This is a genomic window from Streptomyces sp. NPDC087440 (assembly GCF_044744005.1).
GTDB lineage: Bacteria > Actinomycetota > Actinomycetes > Streptomycetales > Streptomycetaceae > Streptomyces.
Genome location: NZ_JBIUXN010000019.1, coordinates 96,213 through 122,261 on the forward strand (window position 1 = coordinate 96,213; position 26,049 = coordinate 122,261).

Sequence of the window (26,049 nt, forward strand, 5' to 3'; positions counted from 1 at the left end):
CATGGACTCCCTGAATTCACTGATGGACGGTTTCGGAACCGCCCTCACCCCGATCAACCTCCTGTGGGCCGCCCTCGGCGTCCTCCTCGGCACCGCCATCGGCGTGCTCCCCGGCATCGGCCCGGCGATGGCCGTCGCGCTGCTGCTCCCCGTGACGTACGGACTCGAACCCACCGGCGCGTTCATCATGTTCGCCGGTATCTACTACGGCGCGATGTTCGGCGGCTCGACCACCTCGATCCTGCTCAACACCCCCGGCGAGAGCGCCGCCGTGGTCGCCGCCATGGAGGGCCACCCGATGGCCAAAGCGGGACGCGGCGCGCAAGCCCTCGCGGCCGCCGCCATCGGCCACTTCGCGGGCGGCATGATCGGCACGATCCTGCTGGTCGCGCTGGCTCCGGCGGTCGCGGCCCTCGCCGTGGACATCGGTGCGCCCGACTACTTCGCCATCATGGTGCTGGCCTTCATCGCGGTGACGTCCGTGCTCGGTTCCTCACGGATCCGGGGCCTCGCCTCGCTCCTCATCGGCCTGACCATCGGCCTCGTCGGCCTCGACCAGATGACCGGGCAGTCCCGCCTCACCTTCGGCTCGCTCGAACTCGCCGACGGCGTGGACGTCGTCATCGTCGCCGTCGGCCTCTTCGCCATCGGCGAGGCCCTGTGGGTCGCCGCCCACCTGCGGCGCGGCGGCGCGGACGCGATTCCGGTCGGCCGTCCCTGGCTGGGGAAGGCGGACGTGAAGCGCACCTGGAAGTCCTGGCTGCGCGGCCCGCTGATCGGCTTCCCGTTCGGCGCGATCCCGGCGGGCGGCGCCGAGATCCCCACCTTCCTGTCGTACGTCACCGAGAAGCGCCTCTCCAAACACAAGGACGAGTTCGGCAAGGGCGCCATCGAGGGCGTCGCGGGCCCGGAGTCGGCGGCCTCCGCCTCGGCGGCCGGAACCCTGGTCTCCATGCTCACCCTCGGGCTGCCGACCACCGCCGTCGCCGCCGTGATGCTGGCCGCCTTCCAGCAGTACGGAATCCAGCCCGGCCCGCTCCTCTTCGAGCGCGAACCCGAACTGGTCTGGGGCCTCATCGCGTCCCTCTTCGTCGGCATGATCCTGCTGCTCGCGCTGAACCTCCCCCTCGCCCCCCTCTGGGCGAAGCTGCTGCGCATCCCGCGCCCGTACCTCTACGCGGGCATCCTCTTCTTCGCCTCGGTCGGCGCGTACGCGGTCGGGGGCGAGGCGCTGGACCTGGTGGTGCTGCTGATCATCGGGCTGATCGGGTTCGGGATGCGGCGGTACGGGCTGCCCGTGCTGCCGGCCGTGATCGGTGTGATCCTCGGCCCGGCCGCCGAACAGCAGTTGCGGCGTGCGCTCCAGATCAGTGACGGGAGCGTGGCGGGGCTGGTCAACACGCCGTTCTCGATCGTCGTGTACGTGATCGTGGTGCTGCTCCTGACCTGGCCGCTCCTGCGCAGGCTCCCCTTCCTCCACCGCAACCCAACCTCCTGACCCGCCTCCCCCCGGAGGGCCCCTCCCAGGGCCCTCCGGCCCACCCCTCTTGGCTGCGCCCCGCGTTCCCCTTAGCTCCCTTGGGCGGCGGGCTGCCCTCCCCGTCCCTTCCTCCCCAGCCCCCTGGACGGCAAGGCCGCCCTTCCCCTCTCCCCAGCCCCCTTGGGCGGCGGGGCCGCCCCCCGGGGGCGGGACGGGCGGGCAAGGGGGCGGCCCGCCCGATTCGGGCCCGCCCGGATCCTGGCCCCCGCGCGCACTTTGGACGCCGGACGCGCTCCACGCCGGGGCCCGGGGGGCGCCTCCCGGTGCCGGGTCGCTTCAGCCCCGGCCCGCCGGGCCGAGGGAGTCCCCAGCCCCGCCCCTTCACCTAAAGCGCTCGCCGCGCGGCTGGGTGGGTGGTTGCTCGCGCCCACGCGGCGGAGCCGCACATCGAAACAGCCCCGCGCCCCTGAAGGGGCACGGCCTCAAGCGGCCCGGTACGGGAAGGGTGCGCCCGTGCGGCCACAGCCCCGCGCCCCCGGCGGTATTGGACCGGATGGTTCATAACCTGTGCTAGCGTCCTCCACATGGCGCGACCGCGGACATTCGACGAAAGCCGAGCCCTCGAAGCCGCCATGCGCGCCTTCTGGGCCAAGGGCTACGAGGCCACCTCCACCCAGGACCTCTGCGAAGCCACCGGCCTCGGCCGGAGCAGCATCTACAACACCTTCGCCAGCAAGCGCGACCTCTTCCGCCGCGCCCTGGAGCGCTACACGGAGGTCATGAACGCCCGGCAGGCCGCCCTCCTGGAGGACGGGTCCCGGTCCGGGGCCGATCGCATCCAGGCCCTGTTCGCCCTGATCATCGACGGGGAGTTCGAGGTCAGGGAGCGGGGGCGGAGCATCGGGTGTCTGACCGTCAACACCACGGTGGAGCTGGCGCGTTACGATGATCCCGAGGTCGCCGCGCTCCTGGAGCGCGACCTGGCCCGCCGCCTCGGCACGTTCCGGACCGCCGTGGAGGCCGGTCGCCGGGACGGGTCCATCACCTCCGAGCGGGGTGCGGACTCGCTCGCCCGGTACCTCAACGCCGTCATCGGCGGCATGCGGGTCTCCGCCCAGGGGGGCGCGGACCGGGCGACCCTGGAGGTGGTCGCCGCATCGGCGCTGGATGCTCTGACGCGCTGATTCTTCTTCTTTCACGCCGTGTTCTCTGCGGCGTTTTCTCTTGCCTCCATTCTGAAACGATCTGTCTAAAACTGTAATGTGAAGGGGTAACCTGCCGTGCCACTTGCCATATACGTCCTCGCCGTGGGCGTCTTCGCCATGGTGACCAGTGAGTTCGTCGTCGCCGGACTGATGCCGCAGATGGCGGAGGGGCTGGACGTCACCATTCCGCAGATCGGCTATCTGATCACCGCGTTCGCGGTGGCGATGGCCGTCGGCGGGCCCGTCCTGACCATGACCGTCGTCAAACTCCCGCAGAAGAAGGCGCTGATGCTCCTCTTCGGGATCTTCCTGCTCGGCAACGCCGCCGCGGCCACCGCCGTCGACTACACCGTGATGCTGCTCGCACGCCTGGTCACCGGCACCGCGTCCGCCGCCTTCTTCGGCGTCGCGCTGTCCCTGTGCGCGGAGCTGGTACGTCCCGAACAGCGGGGCCGGGCCGCCTCGGTGGCCCTCAACGGGCTGATGCTCGGCACGCTCCTCGGGCTGCCCATGGCCACCCTCGTCGGCGAACACCTCGGCTGGCGGGCCGCGTTCTGGGTCATCACCGGGCTGACCGTGCTCGCCGCCGCGGCCACCGCCGTCGGCGTTCCGACGCTCGGCCGGGCCGAGAGCGGCGGCGACCTGCGCCAGGAACTCGCCGTGTTCCGCAACCGCCGCTTCTGGCTCGCGGTCTCCACCAGCACCCTCATCATCGGCGCCACCTTCTCCGCCTTCTCCTACTTCAACCCGATCCTCACCGAGATCACCGGCTTCGCCACCGGCACCGTCCCGTTGCTCCTCGTCGCGTACGGAGCGGCCACCGTCGTCGGCAACATGGTCGTCGGCCGGCTCGCCGACCGGTACACCCTGCCCGTCCTGGCCACCGGCCTCGCCCTGAACCTCGTCTTCCTCACCGGCTTCGCCCTGCTCGCCGAACTCCCGCTCCCGGCCGTGGTGTTCATGCTGGGCATCGGGCTGGTCGGCGTGACGATGAACCCCGCGATGATCACCCGCGTGCAGCGCGTCGCGAACGCCCGGCCCTTCGTCAACACCGTCCACGCGTCCTTCATCACCCTCGGCGTCGTCATCGGCTCCTCGGGCGGCGGCCTGGCGATCGACGCGTGGGGGCTGCGGTCTCCGCTGTGGCTGGGCGCGGCGCTGGCGGTGCTCGGTCTGCTGACGCTCGTACCGGAACTCGCGAAGCGGCGGCGGACGGCCGACGCGCCCGCCCAGGACCGGTTGTCAGTGCCGGATGCCACCATCGGTGCATGAAGCTCGAAAAGCCGCAATCCGCGTCCCGGCACACCGAGGTGGTCGACGTCCACCTGATCCTGCGCCGGGGCGCGGACGTGCTCCTCGCCCGCCGCGCCAACACGGGATACGCGGACGGGCTGTTGCACGCCCCGTCCGGACACGTCGAGGACGGCGAGGACGTGCGGGCGGCGATGATCCGCGAGGCGGCCGAGGAGGTCGGGATCACGCTCGCCGACGACGACCTGTCCGTCGCCCTGGTCATGCAGCACCGGGGCCCCGGCGGACGGCCGCGCACCGGCTGGTTCTTCGAGGCGCGGTACGACCCCGCCGACCCGCCCGCCAACCGCGAGCCCGACAAGTGCTCCGGCCTGTCCTGGCACCCTCTCGCCGCGCTGCCGGACGGCATGGTGGCGTACTGCCGGGCCGGCCTGGACGCCTACTGCCGGGGCGAGCGGTTCGTCCTGCACTGGCACGAGGACGACGACCCGATCGCGTACGACGGCACGGCACCCGACCGCAAGGTGCCGCTCCGCACGTCCGGGACCTCCGGCTCGGTGCACCACATCGGGCTCCGGGTGCCCGATCTCGCGCAGGCGCAGGACAGTTGGGGCTGGCTGCTCGGCGAACTGGGGTACGTGCCGGACCGGCGCTGGGAGCAGGGCCGAAGCTGGCGGCTCGGGGGAGCGTACGTCGTCCTGGAGCAGTCGCCCGCCCTCCTCGGCGACCGGCACGAGCGCCGAGACCCCGGCCTCGACCACCTCGCCCTGCGCGCCCGGGACGCGGCGGCCCTGGACGCCCTCGTGGCCGCCGCCCCCGGGCACGGCTGGACCCTCCTCCTCCCCGACCGGCACCCGCACGTGGGCGGTACGGGGCACCGGGCGGCCCACCTGGAGGACCGCCACGGACACGAGGTGGAGGTGGTCGCCGACGACGAGCCGTAGCCGTCAGCGGTCGGTGAGCAGGTCCGTGAACGCGGCTGTGCGGGCTGCCTGTTCGAGTGCGTCGAGCGTGCGGGAGGCCTCGGCCGCCGCCTCGGGGTCGCGGCCGGCGAGCCCGCTCTCGGCGAACTCGTCCTCGTCCAGCCGCAGGACGTCCGTGCCGTCTGCCGAGCGCCACAGGTCGAGGTCCAGGTCCTCGACCTCCACCGTCCCGTCGGCGTGCACCACGGCGGGCCGGGCCACGTCGCAGTACCAGCCCTTCAGGACGCCGCCCGCAGACCTGACCTCCTTGACCGCATACCAGCGGTCCCGCCAGTAGTGCTCCACGAACACGTCACCGGGCTCGAACCGCACGAAGCCGAAGTCCTTGACGGTGTCCCGCGCCCAGGCGGCCCGGACCACCAGATGGGTGCCGTCGTCGGAGAGCAGCTCCGCCGGGTAGCGGATCTTCAGCTGCCCCGCTTTGGTCAGCGCAATGTGGGTGGCGCGTGCGGGGTCAGCCGAGGGGGCGGACATATTCGACCTCCGTGATGCCGTGTTCGTACCCGAACCAGGTGTTGACGGCCCGCATCGGCGCGTTCGCGTCGTCGTTGCTGGTGACGGCCAGCCGGTGGCCGGCCGCCCGCGCCTTGTGCAGGGAGTGGGACTTCACGGCCTTCGCCAGCCCCAGCCCCCGGAAGTCCCGGCGGACACCCGTCATCCCGGACCTGTAGCGGTCCCCGCCGTCCGAGTGGGCCGTGGCGAAGGCGGCGATCCGCCCGTCGGGGGCGATCACGATGCTGGAGAGGGCGCGGTCGTGCAGCGGGTCGTGCCAGTCGTGGGCCAGCCAGTCCTCGTAGTCGTCCAGGACCCACCCCACCGAGCCCGGCTCGTCCAGTACGACCTCGGCGTCCGCGTCGAACAGGGCGCGCGGGTCGTCGCCCAGGGACGCGGTGTCGCGCAGTACGAAGCCCGCCGGGAGCGGCGGCGGCTCGGGCAGCACCGCACGCGCAAGATCGAGGCCCAGCATGTGCAGCGTGTGCCCGGTGGTCGCCCACCCCCGCTGCTCGGCGAAGGCCCGCCCCGGCGCGTCCAGCGCCCAGACCCCCAGGACGTTCGCCCCGGCGGCAGCCGTCTGCTCCTCGGCCGCCCGCAGCAGCGCCGAGCCGATGCCCTGCCCCCGGTGGTCGGGGTGCACCAGCACCACGGCGAAGCCCTGCCCGGGCTCCTTGGCCTGATGGTCGATGCCGGCCCGCAGCACGCCGACGACCCGGCCGTCCGTGCTGTCCTCGGCGAGTGTGAGCCGGTAGTGGGAGTCCGGGTGGGCGTCCGTCACCCCGGTCTCGACGGACTGGGCGGTCGAGAGGTTGAAGGGGAGCAGGAGGCGCCGGAGGTGCAGGACGGCCTCGGCGTCGTCGGTGCGGGGGCGGTAGTCGCGAAGATTCACAGTCATCGGCGCTGAGGCTATGCGCGGGGCCCATGGGTCACAATTCCTTTTGTGACCTTGAAGATTGTCGTGGACTTCGAAGACGCCGTCGCTCCCTACGAGCAGGTGCGCGCCCAGATCTCGCAGCAGGCCCGTGCCGGAACCCTGCCGGTCGGCCACAAGCTGCCGACGGTACGGGGGCTGGCCGCCGACCTGGGCCTCGCCGCGAACACGGTGGCGAAGGCCTACCGGGCGCTGGAGGCGGACGGGGTGATCGAGACCCGGGGCCGCAACGGAACCTTCGTCGCGGCGGCGGGGGACGCGGCCGAACGGGAGGCCGCCCTGGCGGCGGCGGAGTTCGCGGAGCGGGCGCACCGGCTCGGACTGAGCCGGGAGGCGGCCCTCAGGGCGGTGGAGCAGGCCCTGCGGGCGGCGTACGGGAAGTAGCCGCCCGCACGGGAGGGGCCGCCCGGACCGAGCCGCCGGCGGGACGCGGCCGCGCCGTCGCCGGTCCCCGGCAGTGCCGTCAGAGGTAGAGGCCCGCCTCCGGTGAGGCGTGTGCGCCCAGGACGCCCGCCGCCGTCACCCCGCGGCGCAGCGCGTACAGCTCCGCCAGCGTGGCGCCCTCCCGGCCCACCCCCTCGTCCGTGCCGAGCCAGGACACCGACTCCGCCCGGGTCAGCGGGCCGACCTCGATGCGGGCCAGACAGCGGCCGGGGCGGACGACCGCCGGGTGGAGGCGTTCCAGGTCCTCGTTGGTGGTGACGCCCACCAGGACGTTCCGGCCCTGGCCCAGCAGCCCGTCGGTCAGGTTCAGCAGGCGGGACAGCGCCTGGCCCGCCGTGTGCTTGGCCTCCCCGCGGATCAGCTCGTCGCAGTCCTCCAGGAGGAGCAGCCGCCAGCGGGACTTGCCCGTGACCCCGTCGTCCTCACCGATGGCGATGTCCATCAGGTAGCCGACGTCGTTGAACAGCCGCTCCGGGTCCAGTACGCAGTCCACCTGGCACCAGTCCCGCCACGACCGGGCCAGCGTCCGCAGCGCCGACGTCTTGCCCGTGCCCGGCGGGCCGTGCAGCAGCAGGAGCCGTCCCGCGATGTCGTCGGGCGTCACCTTCATCAGCCGGTCCATCGCGTCGGCCACCGGCGCCGTGTAGTTGGGCCGCACCTCCTCCCACGTCCCGGCCGAGATCTGCCGGGTCGTGCGGTGCGGGCCGCGCCGGGGGGACACGTACCAGAAGCCCATCGTGACGGCCTCCGGCTGCGGTTCGGGTTCGTCCTGCGCGCCGTCGGCGGTCTCGTCGAGGACCTTGGCGGCCAGCTCGGGGGAGGTGGCCGTCACCGTGACGTCCGCGCCCCGGTTCCACCGGGACACCAGCAGCGTCCACCCGTCGCCCTCCGCGAGGGTCGCGCTGCGGTCGTCGTCGCGGGCCGCACGCAGCACCCGCGCACCGGACGGGAGGAGCGCGGCCCCGGACCGTACGCGATCGATGGACCGACTGTGCGCGTACGGCTGCTCGCCCGTCGCGAACCGCCCCAGGAACAAGGCGTCCACCACGTCCGAGGGCGAGTCCGAGTCGTCGACGTTCAGCCGGATGGGCAGCGCGGACTCCGGAGCCACCGGCACGGCGTCGCCGGACTCCTCGTGTGCACGGTTCGCAGACATGCCGCACATGATCCGGCACCCGCCCGCCCCGCGCACGGACTTTTTGCCCTTCGCGCCCCGTCTCCCGTACGACCCCGGACGTACCCGCATACGCCCCCGCAATGTCAACTCCCTGCCCTACTCTGGAAGGTGATGGGACGTCATGGGTGGAATCCGGGGGCACGGCGGTGGCGGCTCACCGCGCTGATCGGCGTCGCCATGGCCGCGCTCGCACTCGTCCTGACCATGTGCACGGCCTGGCCGGGCGACTCCGGCCGGGGCGACACGGGCGGCACGACCAGCGACGGCGCCAAGGTGCACGGCACCCCCGCACCCCGCCCCGGCGCCCCGAACCCCGAGCTGGGCTGGGGCTTCACCCACACCCAGTACAGCGCCGACGCGGGTGACGCCGGTGCCCGCGAGCGCGCCGAGAAGCTCCTGGCCACGTACCGGCTCCCGCAGATCCAGCACCTGATGGGCTGGGGGGCGAACAACCCTGAACCCACCCCCGGCCGCTACCAGTTCGGCGAGATGGACAGCCGCATCGACCTCGTCCGCAGGACCGGCGGCACACCCGTCGTCACCCTGTGCTGCGCCCCCGACTGGATGAAGGGCGGACGTCAGGGGGCGGCCAACACCGACTGGTCGCAGGCGGCCCTGGAGACCGCGCCCAGCCCCGAGCACTACGCCGACTTCGCCAAGCTGGCCGGAGTCGTCGCCCGCCGCTACCCGGACGTGAAGCACTTCATCGTCTGGAACGAGTTCAAGGGCTTCTTCGACGACAACGCCAAACGCTGGAACTACGAGGGCTACACCCAGCTCTACAACCTGGTCTACGCCGAGCTGAAGAAGGTCGACAAGGACATCCTCGTCGGCGGCCCCTACCTGGTGATGGACAGCCTTGACCCCCGCGCCACCGACAACGCCTCCGCCGTCAAGGGCCCCTGGGGCAGCATCGACCAGCGCTCCCTGGACGCCTTCACGTACTGGAACCAGCACAAGAAGGGCGCGGACTTCGCCGTCGTGGACGGCTCCAGCTACTCCAAGGACGACGAACTGCTGCCGAACGAGGTCGCCGCCACCGACAAGTTCACCGCCGTCAGCCGCTGGGTGCGGCAGCAGACCGGCGGGAAGCTGCCGCTGTGGTGGGCGGAGTACTACGTCGAACCGGGCGACGCCCGCGACGAGCGCGACGGCTGGAGCGAGCCCCGCCGGGACGCCGTCCAGGCCGCCGGAATGATCGCCCTCGCCCGGGGCGGCACCACCACGGCCTTCTACTGGAACCCCCAGAAGGAGGGCGAGAAGTGCGCGGGCTGCCTCTGGACCTCCACCCAACGCGCCGACGGAGGGCAGGAGTTGACCATGCTGAAGCTCATCTCGCGGTTCGCGAAGGAGTTCCCGCCGGGCACCCGCTACGACGACACGGTCAAGGTCGCCCCCGATGACGTGCCGAACGTCCGCGTCCTCGCCAGTGACAAGGCCGTCCTCGTCGTCAACACCCTCGACCGCGCCATCAAGGCCGAGGTCGACGGCAAGAGCTTCGACATGAAGCCGTACGAGATCCGCTGGCTCACCCGCTGACCTCCCTGCCCGACCCCTCGGCGACCTTTCAGTTCCACACTCCCGACAGCGTCAGCAGCCGGGTCACCAGCGACGCCAGCAGCACCGCCATCAGCGGCAGCGCGAACCAGTACGTCGACTGCATCCACTGGAGCTTGCGCACGCTCTCGCGCCGCCCGACCCGCACCACCTCCCGCACCGACAGCAGCAGGATCAGCGCCAGCGCCGCCAGCGCGCCCACCACCGACCACGGCGTCCACGTCACCTGCGGCCCGACCGGACCGGGATCGGCCTTCTCGACCGGGCCCTCCGGCCGCTCCTTGAGCGTGTACAGCGTGGCGTCCGGGTTCGACAGCACCCGCGACAGCTCCGGGCGGGCGTCCAGGTTCGCGAGCAGCCGCCGCTCCCAGCTCGTGGAGTACCCCGAGTCCATCTGGAGGTAGATGGTCTGACTGCGGTTGATCATGAGGTACGCATTGGGTCCCGCGTCCTTCAGTGCCTTGACCAGCGACGCCACCAGCACCGGGTCGCGCGGCGCCTCCGTGGGCCGGTACTGGACCTTCTCCATGTCCCGGGCGCCCCACGGCATGGCGGGGGTGACGTTCTCCTCGACGTCGTTGCTCATCCACAGCAGCCGCACCGTCGGATCGTCGTGCGCGTACACGTACTCCATGGCCGTGACCTCGCCCGCCCGCACCTGCTCGAACGCCTCGTTGCCCCAGCGCGCCACCAGGAAGCCGCCGATCATCAGCAGGCCCGCCACCAGCGCGGCGAGCGGCGCCAGGCTGGTGCGGTCGGCGTCCCGCTCCTCCCGGGTGGTTCCGGTACGGGGGAAGAAGCCGAGCCCGGCGAGCAGGGCCGCGCCGGGCAGCGCGAACATGAAGACGCGCAGGGCCATCTCGCCGCCGTACGACTGCATGGCCAGCATGACGAAGGGGACGAACGCGAGCACGACCAGCGACCGTTCGGCGTACCCCGCGAAGCGCCGCCGGGAGATGCCCCAGCAGGCCAGCGCCATCACGCCACCGGCCAGCGCCACCCGGACGTACAGCACCAGCTTGTGCGTGGAGCTGCCGCCCTCGATGCGGCCCGCGACGGACGAGGTCACGTTGTCGCCCAACCCGCCGATCCCGCCGAAGAGTTCGGCGAAGTGCCCCGACCAGTACGGCTCGGCGAAGAACCCGATCCACACCGCCACCAGCACCGTGAACAGGATCGGCAGCCCGCGCAGCGTGGACCGGCGGACCATCACCAGCACCATCAGCACGCCCAGCATCACGAACGGCGTGAGCTGGTGGGAGGGGACCGTCCCCGCGAAGACGGCGATCAGGACGACCAGCATCGTCGCCTTCTCGCGCCGCCCCGCCGGTACCACCTCCGCCTCACCGGGCCGCCGCTTCGTCCAGATGACGCGCGGCTCGCGGAACCAGACCAGCAGGATCGCCACGAAGGCCAGGTAGAGGAGGTACGTGTAGCCCTGCGGCGAGAAGTAGTCCTGGCCGACCCAGCCGCTCAGCACAAAGAACCAGGCGCCCGCCCACTTCGCCTTCCAGCCCGCCCGCAGCGACTTCAGCAGGAGGAACAGCGGGGCGAGGTAGAGGAGTTGCATGGCGAGCGGCCACCAGCGGATGACCTCCGACATGTCGGAGATCCCGCAGGCCTGGGCCACGAAGGTCGCCGCCGCGAAGAACCCGGGCCAGCTCCAGCGGGCGTCCAGGTCGGGGACGGCCGTGCCGGTGCGGTCGATGTAGTCCATGAACCCGAGGTGCTGCCAGGCCGTCGGGAAGCGGGGTGCGGCTTCCAGCACGGCGGGCAGTGCGTGCAGGGACACCACCGTCGCGAGCAGGCCCGCCGCGAGCAGGACGGTCTTCGGCCGCTCGAACCACAGCAGCGACGCGAACGACACCGCGAGGAGGGCCGCCCCGATCAGCGTGGCGAGCGGCAGCACGGAGATCAGCCCGAGCCCGCCGACCCGGTCCAGGTCCGCGTCGGTGACCCCCCGCACGGGAAGCCAGTACAGCAGCAGCGCCGCCAGCAGCAGGCCGCCGAGCACGAGTTCGGCCACATGGCCACGCAGGACGCGCAGCACGGGCTGCGCCGCAGGGATCTCGGGCTTCTCGCTCGCGTCGGGGGAGGGGGAGGCGACAGGGGTGGAGGCGGTGGACGCGGGGGAGTGGGCGGGGGCGGGTGAGGCGGCCCCGGCCGGGGTGGACGTGGGGGTATCCGGGGTGGACCTGGGCGTCTCGGGGGTGGACCTGGGGGGCTCCGGGGCGGCCGGTGTGGCGGTCCGCGCCGGGGCGGGTGCCTGGGAGGCGGCCGAGGCGGCGGCGGTGGCTTCGGGCGCGCTCTCCTCGGCCGGGGCGGTGCCCGCTTCTGCCGGGGCGGCTCCTGCCCACTGCGGGGCGGTGCCCGCTTCCGCCGGGGTGGTCCCCGTCTCTGCCGGGGCGGTCCCCGCCTTCGCGGGATCGGTCCCCGCCTTCTCCGGGGCGGCCCCCGGCCTCTCGCTCCCCTTGACCGCCGCCGGGGGCGAGTCGGCCGTCAGCCGTCCTTCCGCCGGGCCCTCCGCAGGGCCTTGCGCCGATGCCGCCGGGGGCTTCCGGGCCCATGTCGGGCTGGGGATGAAGAGGCCGCCCGCAGGGGTCTCCGGGCCGATCCGTACATCCGGCCTGCGTTCCGCGTGGTCGAAGTCCGCGCTGATGCCCAACGGCAGCGTCGTCGCGTCGCCGAGCGCGGAGCGCAGCGTCCGGCGCGGTGCTTCCTCGGACCCGGACCCGGACCCCGAGCGGGCGGGCGCTTCGTCCGGCACCGGTCCGGCCTCCGCGGGGGCGCGTACGACCCCGTACAGCTTGACGGCGGCGATCGTCGCGATCACCGCGAGGCTCGACACCTCGGCGACGCCCGCGCCCGTCAGCCCCATCCGGGGCAGCAGGAGCAGCGTCAGGCCCAGGACGAGGACGCACAACGCGCCCTGAAGGTAGGCGAGTCCACTGGTCCGGCTCTGCGCGCGCAAGACCGCGAAGTAGACCTCGATGACGACCCGCAGCAGCGCGCCCACCGCGAACCAGCGCAGCAGCGGGGTGGCCGCCTCCGCGTACCCCGCGCCGAAGACGTGCAGGATGTACGGCGCGCCGAAGAACAGCACCGCCGCCACCGGCAGCATCAGCTTCACCATCTTGAGCAGCGAGGCCCGGCAGTTGCGGGCCAGGGAAGCGGGGTCGTGCGCCCCCTCGACGGTCAGCGAGGCGCCCATGTTGATGGCGAGCAGGTTGACGGTGCCGCCGATGGTGGTCGTGATGTAGAAGTACGCGTTGTCCGCCGAGCTGACCTGCGAAGCCACGATCACCGGCACCAGGTAGACCACGGCCAGCGAGAAGAGCGAGCCCGTGTAGTCACCGGCCAGGAAGCGCCCCATCTGCCGCATCGTCGGCGGCTCCGCGAGCCCCTCCGTGGCGGCCACATGGCGCGGCACCAGCTTCCGGAACACCAGGATCCCCAGCGGGATCACCGACACCGAGATCGCCGCGACCCACGACACGAAGACGCCCGCGGTCGGCACGGACGTGGCGATCAGCACGAGCAGCAGCAGCTTCACCGCCGAGAAGACGGTGTTGCCGACCGGCACCCACAGCGCGCTGCGCAGCCCCGTCAGCACCCCGTCCTGGAGGGTCAGCAGCGACCACAGCACCACCGCGAGGACGAACCCGAGCCCGTTCAGCGGCCCGTGCAGGAACCGGTACGAGGGCCCCCAGAAGTCCAGTGTGAGCAGGAAGATCCCGGCCGCCACCGCGACGACCAGCGAACTTCCCGCGTACGTACGGAGGACCAGCCGGCCGGTGCGTCTGCCGGACACCGGGATGAACCGGGCCATCGCCCCGGTGAGGGTGAGCGCGGTCAGCCCGGCGAGCAGCTTCATCGCGGCGATCGCCGCCGACCCCTGACCGACCGCCTCGGGGGAGTAGTACCGCGCGGCGGCCAGCCAGAAGCTCAGGCCGAGGAGCGCGCTGACACCCGTGTTGAGCATCAGCGCGTAGGCGTTGCGGAAGAGCGGGCTGCCGTTCCCGGTGCCCCTGTCCCGCAGGGGGAGCCGGAGACGACGCGCCGTCGCCGCCGACGACGGTGCGCGCACCGTCTCGTTCTCCCCGGTGCCGCTGTCGGCCTGCGTGGTGGTCGTGTCAGACACCGCGGGTTCCCGCCCCCCGTGCGATCCGGACCGCCGACCGGGATCTGCGCACCACCGCGTACCCCCGGGTCAGCGCCCGCTCCCTGGCGAAGTCCCGGAAGGTGCCCGCGTCCTCCACCATCCGCTCGAACCGGTCCAGCGGTGTGCTGCGCTGCACCGTGATCCTGCGCAGTGCGAACGGCCCCTGCGCGCGCTGTGCCAGGTCGTTGTTGACCGCGAGGGCCTGCGCGAACCCGGCGTCGCGGACGGCCGTGCGCACCCGGCGGCTGGAGTAGCCGTACGGGTAGGCGAGCGACACCGGTGTCTCGCCCAATTCGTCGGCGACCAGCTCCCGGCAGCGCAGCAGCTCGAACCGCAGTCTCTCGTCGGGGAGTTGGTCGAGCTGGGGGTGGGTGTGGCTGTGCCCGCCGATCTCCGCCCCCGCGTCCCGCAGGGCCCGCACCTGGCCCCAGTCGAGCATGGTGTCCAGGGCGCCCCCTTCGTCGTAACGGCCCTTCAGCCAGCCCGTGGTGACGAACAGGCTGCTGCGGAAGCCGTGTTTGACCAGGGACGGCAGGGCGTGCCGGTGCACGCCCTCGTAGCCGTCGTCGAAGGTGATCAGGACCGGTTTCGGCGGCAGCGCGACGCGCCCCGACCGCCAGGAGTCCCCCAACTCCCGGGTGGTGATGGGGGTGAAGCCGTTCGCGTCGAGCACGCCCAGCTGCTCGGCGAAGGACTCCGGCGAGACCGAGAGCCCGTACGCGGCCTCCGCGGGCCGGTGCCCGACCGCGTGGTACATCAGGACCGGCACCCGCTGAGCCCGTGCCGCGCCCGCCGTGGTTCTGCTTCCGCTCATTCCCGCGTCGCCCCCTCGCGTCCCTCGCTCTCCTGGCCCGCGCCGTTCTCCCGCGTCCCGGACGGGGCCGCGATCGGCGCGACCGTGAAGCTCCCGCCTCCCCTACGGGCCCGGACGCTGCCGAGTACGTACCCTCCTGCCGCCGCCGCCACTCCGGTCACGATGGCGCCCGCCCGGCCCGCGCCGCCCGGACGCCACAGCGCCGCGTCACGCAGACCGCGCAGGACGCCGCCGGGGAGCACCCGGGTGGTGTACCGGCGTTCGGACTCAAGTCCCTTGCCCGCACCCACACTTCGCGCCACGAGCGCTTTCGACAAGCCCTCCGCGTACGTCCGGGTGCGGAAATAGCCGAACCCTTCCCGCACGGTGGGCACCTTGTGGTGGATCACCGCCCGGTCGTCGATGAGCAGCACCGCCTCCGGCAGGGCCTTCGCCAGGCGGATGCACAGCTCCGTCTCCTCGCAGCCCAGCGGCCGTTTGTCGCCGTCCCGGCCGATGCCGGTGGCGAAGCCGCCCGCCGCGTCGAAGGCCTCCCGGCGGAAGGAGGCATTGCCCCCGAGCACGTTGCGCACCCGCACCTTCCCCTCGGGCAGGCCCTTGTACGTACAGCCGACGACCCAGTCGAACTCCTCGGGGAACCAGGCCGGGCGGCCGCCCGACGCCCACGCGGGCATGGTGCGGCCGCCGACCGCCATCACGCGGGGGTCCGCGTACCCGGCGGCGAAGTGGTGCAGCCAGTCGCGCTCGGCGACCGCGTCGTCGTCCAGGAAGGCGAGCAGGCCGCCGCGGGCGGCGGCGATCCCCGTGTTGCGGCCCGCGGACAGGCCGCGGGGGCCCGCGTTGGCGAGCACCCGCACCGCCTGCACGCTCTCCTTGTACTCCCTGGCCAGGCGCTCCAGGAGCGTGGGGTTGTGGTCCACGACCAGCAGCGTCTCCAGCGCCGGCAGGGACTGCGCGTGCACCGAGGAGACCGCCGCGAGGATGTCCTCCCAGCGGTCCTCGGTGTACACGCAGATCACCACGGAGAAGCCGTGGGAGACCTCTGCGCTCAAGACACCTCTCCCCGGCCGATGATCCGGCGCGGCGCCACCACGGGCAGCGGGGCGCGACGGCGCTCGTGCCGCTTGCCGCGCTCCTTGAGGATCACCTTGAGGACGCGCAGCCCGTCGCGGACCGCGCTGAGGTTGCTCATGCCGTGGATGCGCTCGAACTCGTGGCTGGGAATCTCCTGCACGCGCAGGCCGGCCTTGACGACCCGGATGTTCATCAGGGTCTCCACCTCGAAGCCGGTGCAGTCGAGGTCGATCTTGTCGAGGCAGTGCCGCCAGAAGGCGTTGTAGCCGTAGCACAGGTCGGTGTAGCGGGCGCCGAACTTCTTGTTGACGACCGTGCACAGCACCCAGTTGCCGAGCTTGCGCACCGGCGTCATGTCGTCGGTGCCGCCGCCGTTCGCGAAGCGCGAGCCCTTCGCGAAGTCCGCGCCGGAGACCAGCGCGGAGACGTAGGAGACGATTTCGTGGCCGTCGGCGCTGCCGTCCGCGTCGACCATCACGATGATGTCGCCCGTCGCCGCGGCGAATCCCGCGATGAGGGCGTCGCCCTTGCCCTTTCCGGTCTGCTTGACGACGACGACGTCCGGACGGAGTTCCCGGGCGACGGCCACCGTGTTGTCGGTGGAATTCCCGTCGACGAGGACGACTTCGTGAATCCATTCCGGCAGCGTCTTGAAGACGTACGGAAGGTTTTCCGCCTCGTTCATGGCGGGGATCACCACGCTGACCGGCGGGGTGATGGCGAGATGCGAAGAGATGGGCCGGTACTTCAGACTTTTCTTGATCGCGCTCGTGCGGCTGTTTCCGTTTGTCGACGGTTCGCCGAGCGGATCTTGCCCCGGTACCGCGGGTCGGAGAAATGAGCTCATGAGTCTTTTCCCTCTCCACCGGTGGACCGCCCGCCCCCGGGCGGTCCGGATGAGTTTCCGGTTCGAAAGGGGGGTTTCACCCCGGGCCGTGACGGAATCGAGCCGACGGATTCCCACTCCGTGCGCGTGCGTTGGTGCTTTCCGTACCGACCGGGTGAGCTGGCTGTTGCTCTGCGCGGAACGTGCCACGGCACTACACGTGCTTACCGAGCACGGCACCCCCCTACCGCGCTCCCGCTGCCGGCCGTGCTCGCGACGCCTGAGCCCTCCCCTGGAGCCGCTGCACTCGATGGTCGGTTGCGGGTGATGTACGACGGTATTGATGATGAGGACCTTATGGCAAGACCTGGAACGTAGCCTCGCTTTTTTGTTACTTTGGCCGTTCTTCGACGGTCACATCCGGAACCGTCCCGATCGGATTTCGCCGATCCGTTTCAGCAATCTGTCCGCCGGTGCGAACAGTTCCGGCCGTTCCACCACCGTATTCCGCAAGGCGCGCACCGGTGCGCGATGTGCGCGGTGGCCGAATGCCACCGGGTGACGGCGCATCACCCATCCCTCGGCGACCGTGATCTCCCTGGTCTTGAGGGAATCCTTGTACTCTTTCTGGCCGCGCCCCAGATCGACGTAGGCGATGCCCTCCGAGGCCGCCGATTCCGCGATCTTGAGCTGCATCAGCAGACCCGGTGAATACTTTGCGAACTCCGGGTCGTAGGCCGGGAACCAATTCGCGATGATCCGCTCCGAGCGCGGACCGAAATGCGCGGCGACGGGCCGCCCGCCCGCGTACAGCACCGACAGCAGTCCCGTGAAGGAGTCGCTGCGGGTGTGGAAGAGCTGCTCGACCAGGCGGGTGATCCAGTCCTGTGCGAAGCGGTCGGAGCGGCCCGTCCTGCGGTACTGCGCGGACTTCCACCGCATCAGCGTGGCCAGCATCGCGGGGTCCCGCTCGTCGTGCACGTACCGCACCTCGCCGACCTGACGTCCGAGCCTGCGCCCCTTGGCGAGCGTCGTCTTCAGGAACTTCGGCGCGTTCGCCCGCAGATGGGCCTGGTACGCGTCGTACCCGTCCAGGGTGTCGATCACCGGCGAGGCGAACCTGCCCGTCGCCCCGCCCTCGAACCCCGCCTGCCCCTGGGCGAGGTGGTCGAACTCGTACACCGCGAGCCCGCACGCCCGCAGCAACTCCCGTGCGTCCCAGGTGAACCCGGGTCTGTGCACGAGGCCCTGGCTGTCGGAGACACCCAGGCCCAGTGCCCGGCCCACGCCGGCCGCGGATCTCTGGTACGCGAAGAACGCGGCCGGTTCGCCCCCCTCGCGCACCACGGCGATCCGTACGCCGCGCCGGCATCTGCCCAGCGCCAGTGCGAACTCGGGGGAGAGGAAAGGGTTCGCCAGCTCGGGCGAGCCGTGCAGATGCGCCTTGGCCTGCAGGGCCGTCCAGGCCGCCCGGTCCGCCGAGGTGAGTTCGCCGGGGCGGTGGACGGTGATGACGCGCGCGTCCCGGTGAACGGTCTGCGGGTGCGTGTGCGGGTGAGGGTTGTCCACGTCAGGGTGCCTGCCTTCTGGTCGTGCGGCCGCCTCGGCGACGCAGAAGTGTGAGCAGGAACAGCAGGACGCTGATCCCGGCCACGGCCGCGATCCCGCCCCTGGTCGACCACAGGCGCAGGGCCAGCATCGCCTGGGCGACGAGCAGGTTGAGCGCGAGTGCCGCTGTTGTCGACGCGACCAGACGCCCCAGCGGTTCCAGCCCGCGCAGCCAGAGCGCCACGGCGAGGGCGGGCGCCAGCACCATGAACACGACCGTGCAGGGCGCGCGCAGCGGGGACGGCAGGTCGGCGAACGCCAGCACGGCGCCCGCGACGGCCACCGCCAGCCCCGCCCCCGCCGCCAGCGGCAGGGCGTCGCGCACCGCCGCAGGAAGGGCCGCGCGGCCCGCTCCGCCGTCCTCTGACACCTCGTCATTCATGTTCCGGATGGCCTGCATTGGCGACTTTGCCCCCCGACGCGCCGGATGCCGGGCTTCAATGTCGCGCAGGCCGCCGAGAGTCGTCAAGGATGCGTAGGCGATGTGAAGAAGATCCGTGCCCAATGTTCTTGGCATGAACACTACCGGCGGGTCACAAGGGCTGGTACGACATGTGTGGCGGCTGCTCACTGTGAGGCGGCCCGCTCAGGGAGGTTCCATGAAACTGACCCGTTTCGCGGCATACTCGACCTCGCTCGCCCTCGCCGGAGTCCTCGCCCTCACCGGGGCGGGCGCGGCGGGAGCGGCCCAGCAGACCCAGGGCGTCGACTACGTGGCGCTCGGCGACTCCTACTCCTCCGGAGTCGGCGCCGGAAGCTACGACGGCTCCAGCTGCAAGCGCAGCTCCAAGGCCTACCCCGCCCTCTGGGCGGCGAAGAACACCCCCACCACCTTCGCCTTCGCCGCGTGCAGCGGCGCCCGCACCGGCGACGTCACCTCCGGCCAGCTCGGCTCCCTCAGCTCGGCCACCGACCTCGTCAGCATCACCGTCGGCGGCAACGACGCAGGCTTCTCGGACGTGATGACGACCTGTGTCCTCCAGGGCGAGGCCGCCTGCGTCAGACGCGTCAACCAGGCCCGCGCCTACGTCGACGCCACCCTCCCCGGTCAACTCGACTCCGTCTACAACGGCATCAGGGCCAAGGCCCCCGCCGCCCGCGTCGTCGTCCTCGGCTACCCCCGCTTCTACAAGATCAACGGCACCTGTTCGGTCGGCCTCAGCGAGAAGTCCCGCACCGCCATCAACGGCGCCGCCGACTACCTCAACACCGCCACCGCCAAGCGCGCCGCCGACCACGGCTTCACCTTCGCCGGGGTCGCCGCCGCCTTCTCCGGCCACGAGATCTGCACCCCCACCCCGTGGCTGCACAGCCTCAACTGGGGCAACATCGGTGAGTCCTACCACCCCACCGCCGCCGGACAGTCCGGCGGCTACCTCCCCGTCATGAACTCAGCGGCCTAACCCTGCGTCCCGTACGTCGCACCGCCGTCGGTCGTCGTGGCCGGCGGCGGTGTCGTCGTGCCGCCCGACCCGTTCTGCCCGTCGGTGGTGGTCGGGGTCTCCTTCTCGCAGGTCACCGTGAACGCCACGGAGTCCGACGCCACCGTCTTGGGACTGCGCACCTTCACCTGGACCGTGTCCTTCCAGACCTCGTCCTTCTTGTACGTCCCCTCCGTGTGCTGCACCTGCTGCGACAGCGTCCCGGCGTCGAAGTGCGCCTTGAGCCACGCGCCGCCGCTGGTCTCCCCGCTGCCGGTCGTCCACTGGTACTCCACGTCGGCCGGTGCGCGCCCCACCGTGATCGTCGCCGTGAACGTCGGCAGCGCGCCCGAGGGTGGCGGGCACTTCCCCGTGTAGCTGTCGCGCACCGCGTGCACGGACACCCGGACGGTCTGCTCCGGGGGAGGTGTGGTCTTGCCGCCACTGGCGCCGTTCGTGGTGGTGCTGCCGCCGTTCGTGGTGCTGCTCGAGGTGGCGTCGCTGCCACCGGTGCTGGTGCTGCCCTTGGTCGGGTCACCACTGGTTCCGGTACTGCCGGTGGACCCGGTGCTGGTGTCCGTGCCACCACTGCCGGTCTGCCCGTTCGAGGTGCCGGCGACGGTGCCCGGATCGTCCTTCTTGGTCAGCGCGTACACCAGCCCCGCGACCGCGAGCAGCAGCACCGCGATGCCGAGCGCCAGCACGGCCACCGAACGCCGGGGCTGGCCCTGGGGGGTCGTCGCCGTCTGCCCGGTCGCGGGGCCGTACGTACCTCCCGAAGGAACCGGCACCGGCACCGGCCGTGGCGGCGGCGTCGGCTCCGGGCGGTAGGGCGTGGACCCGGTGACGGTCGGGCGGCTGTGCACCCCGCCGGTGACCGTCGCCGTCCCGCCCGCCGCCACGATGCGCAGCATCCGCTCGGCCTCCGCGCCCGACATCCGCTCCGCCGGGTCCTTGCGCAGCAGCCCCTCGATCACCGGCCGCAGCGCCCCGGCCCGGGTCGGCGGCGGCAGCTCCTCGTCCACCACCGCCCGCAGCGTGGACAGCGGCGTGTCCAGCCGGAACGGCGAATTGCCCTCCACCGCCGCGTACAGCAGCACCCCGAGCGACCACAGGTCCGACTCCGGCCCCGGAGTGCGCCCCAGCGCCCGCTCCGGCGCCAGGAACTCCGGCGAGCCGATCAGCTCGCCCGTCATCGTCAGCGCGGAGGTCCCCTCGACCATCGCGATGCCGAAGTCGGTCAGCACGATCCGCCCGTCGTTGCCCACGAGTACGTTGCCGGGCTTGACGTCCCGGTGCAGCACCCCCGCCTCGTGCGCCGCCCGGAGCGCGGCGAGCACCTCCGCCCCGATGTGCGCGGCCCGCTGCGGGGTCAGCGTGCCCTCCGCGTCCAGCACGTCCGACAGACTCAGCCCCCGGACCAGCTCCATCACGATCCACGGTCTGCCGTCCTCGGTGGCCACGTCGTACACCGTCACGACATTGCGGTGCGAGATGCGGGCCGCCGCCCACGCCTCGCGCTCCAGCCTCTGGTAGAGCCGGGTCTGGTCGGTGCCGCCGAGCCCGGCCGGGGCCCGCACCTCCTTCACGGCGACCTCGCGCCCCAGCACCTCGTCGCGGGCCCGCCAGACGACGCCCATCCCGCCCTGCCCCAAGGGGGCCAGAAGGCGGTATCGGCCCGTCACCACCCTGTTCTCGCCCGGCACTTCTGTCACAGGACGCATCCCCCGATCCGCAGCAGAGCGGCATCATGGTCGAAACCACTCCAAGCTAGCTCAACTCCGCCCTCGTGCAGCCCCCTTGAACAATTACGGTCCGTCAACATCGGTACCCCTGTGATGAATCCTGTGGGCGGGATACACGTGTGTCATGACGGGGAGATAGGGTTAACCTGCCCGGTGACGGGTGCCCTCGTACGGGTGGGGAGTGACATGGAACAGATAACGGTGCGCAGCAGGCCCCGGGTGCCTGCCATCACATGCGGGAGCAGTGCGACCAGCACGCGGCTCGACCGCCACCTCGCGGTGCTCGGCGGCCCTGCCGTCCCGCAGCGCGAGACGGCCGAGGCGACGATGCTGATGCGGGAGCTGACCTCGCGCGAGGTGCCGCGCACACGCAACACCAGCAGGGGGACGCGGATCTCTCGCGTCTCGCTGTTCGCGCCGCTCAAGCGGCTCCGCCGGTCCTTGTTCGGCAACCGCGGCTGACGCGGCGGCCGACCGGTCCCGGCACCACACGCGGGTTCGTCCCGCGCCACACGAGAGCCGCCCCACGTGCCCGACCCCGTCATTCCCGGGGCAGTGGGGCGGCTTTGTGCTGCCCGCGTCCGGAGGCCGGTCAGAGCAGCGCGAACTGTCCGCCGGGACCCTCCTCGTGGTGGTCCAGCACCGACGCGGGCCGCCGCGCCGCCGCCGGTACGGGCAGCACGCCCGCCCCGGTCAGCTCCTCGCGCGAGATCTCCTCGGCCGGGCCGAACTCCGGCTTCGCGTCCGCCAGTTCCGCGTACAGCCCCAGCACCGTCACCAGTTCCAGCAGCTCCGAGGACCACTCCTTGGGCCACTCCCCGGGCCGTACGGCCTCCAGCGAGCCCGGCGCCGCCTCGGCGGTGCGCACCTCGAACCACCGCTCCAGCACCCGCACCCCGCCCACCTCGAAGGTCCAGGCGGCCTCCGGCACCGGCGAGATCCGGCCCGTACCGCCGACGACCAGGGCCGATTCCTCGTGGTCGTACGCGATCGCGTCCGGCCGTGCCGGGACGGCCGCCCGCACATAGGGCCTGCGTCCGCCGGGGAGGCGCGGGCGCTCGCCGCCCCGCGCCCCGCGCAGCAGCAGGGCGCGCAGCCGGTGGCCCCGCTCCAGCCCGTGCCGCCATGCCTCCGGATCCCGGGGGAGCGGCACGACGGCGCCCCGGGGTGACGGGCGGGCGTAGGCCAGCGCCCAGGCCGGAAGGTCCTCGGGGGCGACCTCGCACCCGTACCGCCGGGAGAGGAAGTCCGTGAGGCCCGGTGTCAGGTTCGGCTCCAGGCCGCCGGGCCTGCGGTACAGGGGCCGGATGCGGCCGGGGCGCCCGGCGGGGGAGTACCCGTCGGGGAGCAGCGCGGTGGCCAGCACGGCGGGGCCCGCCGCCCCGGGAACGTAACCCTGTTCGACGGTGAAGAGTTGATGCGTGGTGTCCAGGACGCGCCACAGTTCGGGGCGTGCGGCGTCGATGAGGCGGTGGTCGGGGATCAGCCACTGCTCGTCGAAGGGGCCGTGCAGGACGCGCACCGGCTCCGGGCAGCGGCCCGACTCGGCGGCGAACCGGGTGGTGGCGGTGCGCTGGCCGGGCAGGGCGGCCACGGAGGTCTGCGGGGTGCGCACCCGGGTGGGCGCGAAGAGCGCGTCCCGGGCCGCGGGCGAATCGGCCCGTATCACCGCGTCCCAACGGGCCCGCAGGGACGCGGCGTCGGGTCCGCGCACCCAGCCCCGGCCGGGCCGCAGCGGGGGGACGGACCAGGGCATGAGGTCGTCGAGCAGCAGGGGGTTCTGCGGGGTTCCGGCAACATCGCTCACGCCCCGCATCGTAGGCACAGACTTCGCGGGTGCTTATGCGCTCGGCGACTCCACCGTCACCGAGAACGAGAACCGGTCGCCCCGATAGCGGATCCGCGCCACGTCCACCACCCGCCCGTCCGTGTCGTACGTGACGCCCGTGTAGTGCAGGATCGGCGAGCACAGCGGCACCTTCAGCAGCTCCGCCGTCTCCGGGTCGGCGAGGCGGGCCTCGATGGTGTCGGTGATGCGGCTGATGCGCACGCCCACGATGTCGCGCAGCACCTTCGTCATCGGCCAGCGCTCCAGGTCGTCGGCCCTCAGCCGGTCGGCGAACTCCGGACGCACCGCGTTCTCCGCCCAGTTGGTGGGCTCGCCGCTCTGTGCGTCGTGGCGCAGTCGGCGGTACGTCAGGACCTCGGCGACGTCGGGGAAGTGCTCGGCGAGATCCCCGGGCACCGGCACCGGGCCGTGGCCGAGCAGCGTCGTCGGCTCGCCCGACTGCTGGGCCACGACCGCGTCGATCGAGCCGAGGAGGCGGCGCGGGGCACCCCGCCTGGCCCCCGGCTCGATGAACGTGCCCCGCCTGCGGTGCCTGCTGATCAGGCCCTCCGACTCCAGCTCCTTGAGCGCCTGGCGCATGGTCAGCACGCTCACCCCGTAGTGCGCGGCGAGCTGCTCCTCGGTGGGCAGCCGCAGCGAGGCGTCGGGGGTGCGGCCCAGTATCGAGGCGCGCAGCGACTGGGAGACCTGGTACCAGAGCGGCAGCTTCCGGTTCAGGACGAGGGAGTCGGGGGCGAAGGCGGTCACCTGGAGGGTCTCCGGTCAGCGGTTACGGGCGGAAGTGTCGCTGAAGACCCTGCCACACGTCGTCGTACGAGGACTGGCGGTGATCGGCGTTCGCCGCCTGCTCGGTGGCGGTCACCGGCCAGCGGGTCTCGAACATGAACGCAAGACCGTCCTCGATCTTCTGCGGCTTCAGCTCGGCGGCGCTCGCCCGGTCGAAGGTCTCCCGGTCGGGGCCGTGCGCCGACATCATGTTGTGCAGCGAGCCGCCGCCGGGCACGAAGCCTTCCGCCTTGGCGTCGTACGCGCCCTCGATGAGGCCCATGTACTCGCTCATCACGTTCCGGTGGAAGTACGGCGGGCGGAAGGTGTCCTCGCCCACCAGCCAGCGCGGCGCGAAGACCACGAAGTCCACGCCCGCGAGGCCGGGGGTGTCGGACGGTGAGGTGAGCACCGTGAAGATCGACGGGTCCGGGTGGTCGTAGGAGATCGACCCGATGACGTTGAAGCGGTGCAGGTCGTAGACGTACGGGACGTGGTTGCCGTGCCAGGCGACGACGTCGAGCGGGGAGTGGTCGTACGTCGCGGACCACAGGTTGCCGCAGAACTTGTTGACCACCTCGACCGGGCCCTCGGTCTCCTCGTACGCGGCCACCGGCGCCCGGAAGTCGCGGGCGTTGGCCAGGCCGTTGGCGCCGATCGGGCCGAGGTCGGGGAGCTGGAAGGGCGCCCCGTAGTTCTCGCAGACGTAACCGCGGGCGGTGGCGTCCAGCAGCTCCACGCGGAAGCGCACGCCGCGCGGGATCAGCGCGACCTCGCCCGGCTCGGCGCGCAGCAGGCCGAACTCGGTGCGCAGCAGCAGCCCGCCCTGCTCGGGGACGATCAGCAGCTCGCCGTCGGAGTCGCTGAACACCCGTTCCAGCATGGGGGAGTTGGCGTGGTAGAGGTGGATCGCCATGCCCGCGCGCTGGGTGGCGTCGCCGTTGCCGCCGAGCGTCCACAGGCCGGCCAGGAAGTCGGTGCCGGGGGCCGGGTCGGGGAGCGGGTTCCAGCGCAGCCGGTTGGGGTCGGGGACGGTCTCGGTGAAGGGGGCGCTGCGCAGGCTGCCGTTGTCGACGCGGACGAACGCGGGGTGCGCGGCGGAGGGGCGGACGCGGTACAGCCAGGAGCGGCGGTTGTGCGCGCGGGGCTCGGTGAAGGCGCTGCCGCTGAGCTGCTCGGCGTAGAGGCCGAGGGGGGCGCGCTGGGGCGAGTTCCGGCCATCGGGCAGCGCGCCGGGAACGGCTTCCGAGCTGTGTTCGTTGCCGAAGCCCGAGGAGTACGCCAGGCCCTCCGCGGCCTTGCGCGCCGCTTCGACGTGTCGGTCCGTGCCGTTGCCGCTCATCGTCCGCTCCTGGGAAGAGGTAAGGCTCGAAAGGGGAAGGTGGGACGCGTAAAGCAATCCTATGCCTGACAGTAGGATTGCGCGCGGGGAACGTCAACGGTGGGCAAAGGGAAGGGCCGAAAGCGGAGGGGCCTCGCGGGGGCCTTCGAGGGGAGATTCGTGGGGCGGGCTTCGTGGAGTGCGCCGGGGTGGGCGGCATGATGGGGGCCGTGAACCACGGATTCGAGCCCGACGTCCCCCCGGCCGCCGCCGCGCTGCGTCGCGCCCCCGTCCAGCAGCGCAGCGCCGAGCGGCTGACCCGCATACTCGACGCCTGCGCGGCCCTCCTCGACGAGGTCGGCTACGAGGAGCTGAGCACCCGCGCGGTCGCCGCCCGCGCCGGAGTGCCCATCGGTTCCGTCTACCGCTTCTTCGGCAACAAGCGCGCCATGGCCGACGCCCTCGCCCTGCGTAACCTCGACCGCTACGCGGAACGCATCGGCGCGGGTGTCGCGGACCTCGCCGACGCGGACTGGCGCGGCGCGATCGACGTCGTCCTGGACGAGTACCTCGCCATGCGGCGCACCGTACCCGGCTTCACCCTGGTCGACTTCGGCATGCAGATCCCGGTCGGCGGACCGGTCGACGACCCCAACCACCGGGTCGCCGACCGCCTCACCCACCTCCTCGCCGCCCAGATCGGCCGCACCCCCGACGCCTCGCTGCGCCGCACCTTCCTGGTCGCGGTGGAGGCCGCGGACGCGGTCCTCCAACTCGCCTTCCGTACGGACCCGTTGGGCGACCCTGGAGTGGTGCGGGAGGCGCGGGAACTGCTACGGGCCTATCTGGCGCGGGTACTGGACTGAGCCGGGGCGGGTGCTGGACTGAGCCGGGGCGGGTCCGGGGGCGGACCCCGGTGACGCGCCCGGCGCAAGAAGTCG

22 protein-coding genes are annotated in these 26,049 nt (G+C 72.1%); 9 read left to right on the top strand and 13 right to left on the bottom strand.

What is annotated here, in order from left to right:
• Window position 1: 1 nt before the first annotated feature.
• The 4 genes from ACIO3O_RS31165 to ACIO3O_RS31180 all read left to right on the top strand — a co-directional run bounded on the left by ACIO3O_RS31165 (window position 2) and on the right by ACIO3O_RS31180 (window position 4,880).
• A complete protein-coding gene (locus ACIO3O_RS31165) occupies window positions 2-1,498 on the top strand; it encodes a tripartite tricarboxylate transporter permease (protein ID WP_401751672.1) in 1,497 nt (498 codons plus the stop codon).
• Window positions 1,499-2,064: 566 nt separating this feature from the next.
• The gene (locus tag ACIO3O_RS31170; protein ID WP_401751673.1) at window positions 2,065-2,664 is read left to right on the top strand and encodes a TetR/AcrR family transcriptional regulator; all 600 of its coding nucleotides are present in this window, start codon (window positions 2,065-2,067) and stop codon (window positions 2,662-2,664) included.
• A 96-nt stretch (window positions 2,665-2,760) separates the two neighbouring features.
• Window positions 2,761-3,957 carry an MFS transporter gene (locus tag ACIO3O_RS31175; protein WP_401751675.1) on the top strand — a complete coding sequence of 399 codons (1,197 nt, stop codon included), beginning with the start codon at window positions 2,761-2,763 and terminating at the stop codon, window positions 3,955-3,957.
• Window positions 3,954-4,880: an NUDIX domain-containing protein gene (locus tag ACIO3O_RS31180; RefSeq protein WP_401751677.1), complete on the top strand. Its 927-nt coding sequence runs from the start codon at window positions 3,954-3,956 to the stop codon at window positions 4,878-4,880. Before ACIO3O_RS31175 ends, ACIO3O_RS31180 begins: the two co-directional genes overlap by 4 nt.
• 3 nt (window positions 4,881-4,883) lie before the next feature.
• Here the strand turns inward: ACIO3O_RS31180 and ACIO3O_RS31185 are convergent, their stop codons facing one another.
• Both ACIO3O_RS31185 and ACIO3O_RS31190 read right to left on the bottom strand, forming a co-directional pair.
• Complete coding sequence (locus ACIO3O_RS31185) at window positions 4,884-5,393, bottom strand: DUF402 domain-containing protein (protein WP_401751678.1); 510 nt, start codon at window positions 5,391-5,393, stop codon at window positions 4,884-4,886.
• Complete coding sequence (locus ACIO3O_RS31190) at window positions 5,374-6,309, bottom strand: GNAT family N-acetyltransferase (RefSeq protein WP_401751680.1); 936 nt, start codon at window positions 6,307-6,309, stop codon at window positions 5,374-5,376. The genes ACIO3O_RS31185 and ACIO3O_RS31190 overlap by 20 nt, the downstream gene beginning before the upstream one ends.
• Window positions 6,310-6,354: 45 nt before the next feature.
• On the opposite strand from ACIO3O_RS31190, the gene ACIO3O_RS31195 reads away from it, so the two are divergent.
• Window positions 6,355-6,729 (top strand): GntR family transcriptional regulator, encoded by a 375-nt coding sequence (locus ACIO3O_RS31195; protein WP_401751682.1) that lies wholly within the window; start codon window positions 6,355-6,357, stop codon window positions 6,727-6,729.
• Window positions 6,730-6,808: 79 nt separating this feature from the next.
• On the opposite strand, the gene ACIO3O_RS31200 is transcribed toward ACIO3O_RS31195, so the two are convergent.
• Window positions 6,809-7,945: a DUF5925 domain-containing protein gene (locus tag ACIO3O_RS31200; RefSeq protein ID WP_401751684.1), complete on the bottom strand. Its 1,137-nt coding sequence runs from the start codon at window positions 7,943-7,945 to the stop codon at window positions 6,809-6,811.
• Between the two features lie 132 nt (window positions 7,946-8,077).
• On the opposite strand from ACIO3O_RS31200, the gene ACIO3O_RS31205 reads away from it, so the two are divergent.
• Complete coding sequence (locus ACIO3O_RS31205; protein ID WP_401751686.1) at window positions 8,078-9,505, top strand: xylan 1,4-beta-xylosidase; 1,428 nt, start codon at window positions 8,078-8,080, stop codon at window positions 9,503-9,505.
• A gap of 28 nt (window positions 9,506-9,533) precedes the next feature.
• On the opposite strand, the gene ACIO3O_RS31210 is transcribed toward ACIO3O_RS31205, so the two are convergent.
• The 6 genes from ACIO3O_RS31210 to ACIO3O_RS31235 all read right to left on the bottom strand — a co-directional run bounded on the left by ACIO3O_RS31210 (window position 9,534) and on the right by ACIO3O_RS31235 (window position 18,389).
• On the bottom strand, window positions 9,534-13,664 hold the full coding sequence (locus tag ACIO3O_RS31210) for a lipopolysaccharide biosynthesis protein (protein ID WP_401751688.1): 4,131 nt from the start codon (window positions 13,662-13,664) through the stop codon (window positions 9,534-9,536).
• Window positions 13,657-14,499 (bottom strand): polysaccharide deacetylase family protein, encoded by an 843-nt coding sequence (locus tag ACIO3O_RS31215; protein WP_401751689.1) that lies wholly within the window; start codon window positions 14,497-14,499, stop codon window positions 13,657-13,659. The genes ACIO3O_RS31210 and ACIO3O_RS31215 overlap by 8 nt, the downstream gene beginning before the upstream one ends.
• Window positions 14,496-15,551 carry a glycosyltransferase family 2 protein gene (locus ACIO3O_RS31220; RefSeq protein ID WP_401751691.1) on the bottom strand — a complete coding sequence of 352 codons (1,056 nt, stop codon included), beginning with the start codon at window positions 15,549-15,551 and terminating at the stop codon, window positions 14,496-14,498. The genes ACIO3O_RS31215 and ACIO3O_RS31220 overlap by 4 nt, the downstream gene beginning before the upstream one ends.
• Window positions 15,548-16,420, bottom strand: coding sequence for a glycosyltransferase family 2 protein (locus ACIO3O_RS31225; protein WP_401751693.1), 873 nt, complete (start codon window positions 16,418-16,420; stop codon window positions 15,548-15,550). Before ACIO3O_RS31225 ends, ACIO3O_RS31220 begins: the two co-directional genes overlap by 4 nt.
• Window positions 16,421-16,813: 393 nt before the next feature.
• Window positions 16,814-17,968: a GNAT family N-acetyltransferase gene (locus ACIO3O_RS31230; protein WP_401751695.1), complete on the bottom strand. Its 1,155-nt coding sequence runs from the start codon at window positions 17,966-17,968 to the stop codon at window positions 16,814-16,816.
• Between the two features lies 1 nt (window position 17,969).
• Window positions 17,970-18,389, bottom strand: coding sequence for a hypothetical protein (locus tag ACIO3O_RS31235; RefSeq protein ID WP_401751697.1), 420 nt, complete (start codon window positions 18,387-18,389; stop codon window positions 17,970-17,972).
• 217 nt (window positions 18,390-18,606) lie between these two features.
• Here ACIO3O_RS31235 and ACIO3O_RS31240 point away from each other — a divergent pair, with 217 nt between their 5' ends.
• A complete protein-coding gene (locus tag ACIO3O_RS31240) occupies window positions 18,607-19,410 on the top strand; it encodes an SGNH/GDSL hydrolase family protein (RefSeq protein ID WP_401751699.1) in 804 nt (267 codons plus the stop codon).
• Here ACIO3O_RS31240 and ACIO3O_RS31245 read toward each other — a convergent pair.
• Window positions 19,407-21,152 carry a serine/threonine-protein kinase gene (locus tag ACIO3O_RS31245; RefSeq protein WP_401751701.1) on the bottom strand — a complete coding sequence of 582 codons (1,746 nt, stop codon included), beginning with the start codon at window positions 21,150-21,152 and terminating at the stop codon, window positions 19,407-19,409. The genes ACIO3O_RS31240 and ACIO3O_RS31245 overlap by 4 nt on opposite strands.
• Before the next feature lie 207 nt (window positions 21,153-21,359).
• On the opposite strand from ACIO3O_RS31245, the gene ACIO3O_RS31250 reads away from it, so the two are divergent.
• A complete protein-coding gene (locus tag ACIO3O_RS31250; protein ID WP_189827253.1) occupies window positions 21,360-21,635 on the top strand; it encodes a hypothetical protein in 276 nt (91 codons plus the stop codon).
• Window positions 21,636-21,765: 130 nt separating this feature from the next.
• Here ACIO3O_RS31250 and ACIO3O_RS31255 read toward each other — a convergent pair whose 3' ends face one another.
• From ACIO3O_RS31255 to hmgA, 3 genes are read right to left on the bottom strand one after another with little or no spacing between them, the layout of a single operon-like run.
• Window positions 21,766-22,989: a type ISP restriction/modification enzyme gene (locus ACIO3O_RS31255; protein WP_401751703.1), complete on the bottom strand. Its 1,224-nt coding sequence runs from the start codon at window positions 22,987-22,989 to the stop codon at window positions 21,766-21,768.
• 24 nt (window positions 22,990-23,013) lie between these two features.
• Window positions 23,014-23,769, bottom strand: coding sequence for a GntR family transcriptional regulator (locus tag ACIO3O_RS31260; RefSeq protein WP_401751705.1), 756 nt, complete (start codon window positions 23,767-23,769; stop codon window positions 23,014-23,016).
• Window positions 23,770-23,791: 22 nt separating this feature from the next.
• On the bottom strand, window positions 23,792-25,129 hold the full coding sequence (gene hmgA / locus ACIO3O_RS31265; RefSeq protein WP_401751707.1) for a homogentisate 1,2-dioxygenase: 1,338 nt from the start codon (window positions 25,127-25,129) through the stop codon (window positions 23,792-23,794).
• Window positions 25,130-25,329: 200 nt separating this feature from the next.
• Between hmgA and ACIO3O_RS31270 the strand changes: the two genes are divergently transcribed.
• Window positions 25,330-25,974: a TetR family transcriptional regulator gene (locus ACIO3O_RS31270; protein ID WP_401751837.1), complete on the top strand. Its 645-nt coding sequence runs from the start codon at window positions 25,330-25,332 to the stop codon at window positions 25,972-25,974.
• The last annotated feature ends 75 nt before the right edge of the window (window positions 25,975-26,049 follow it).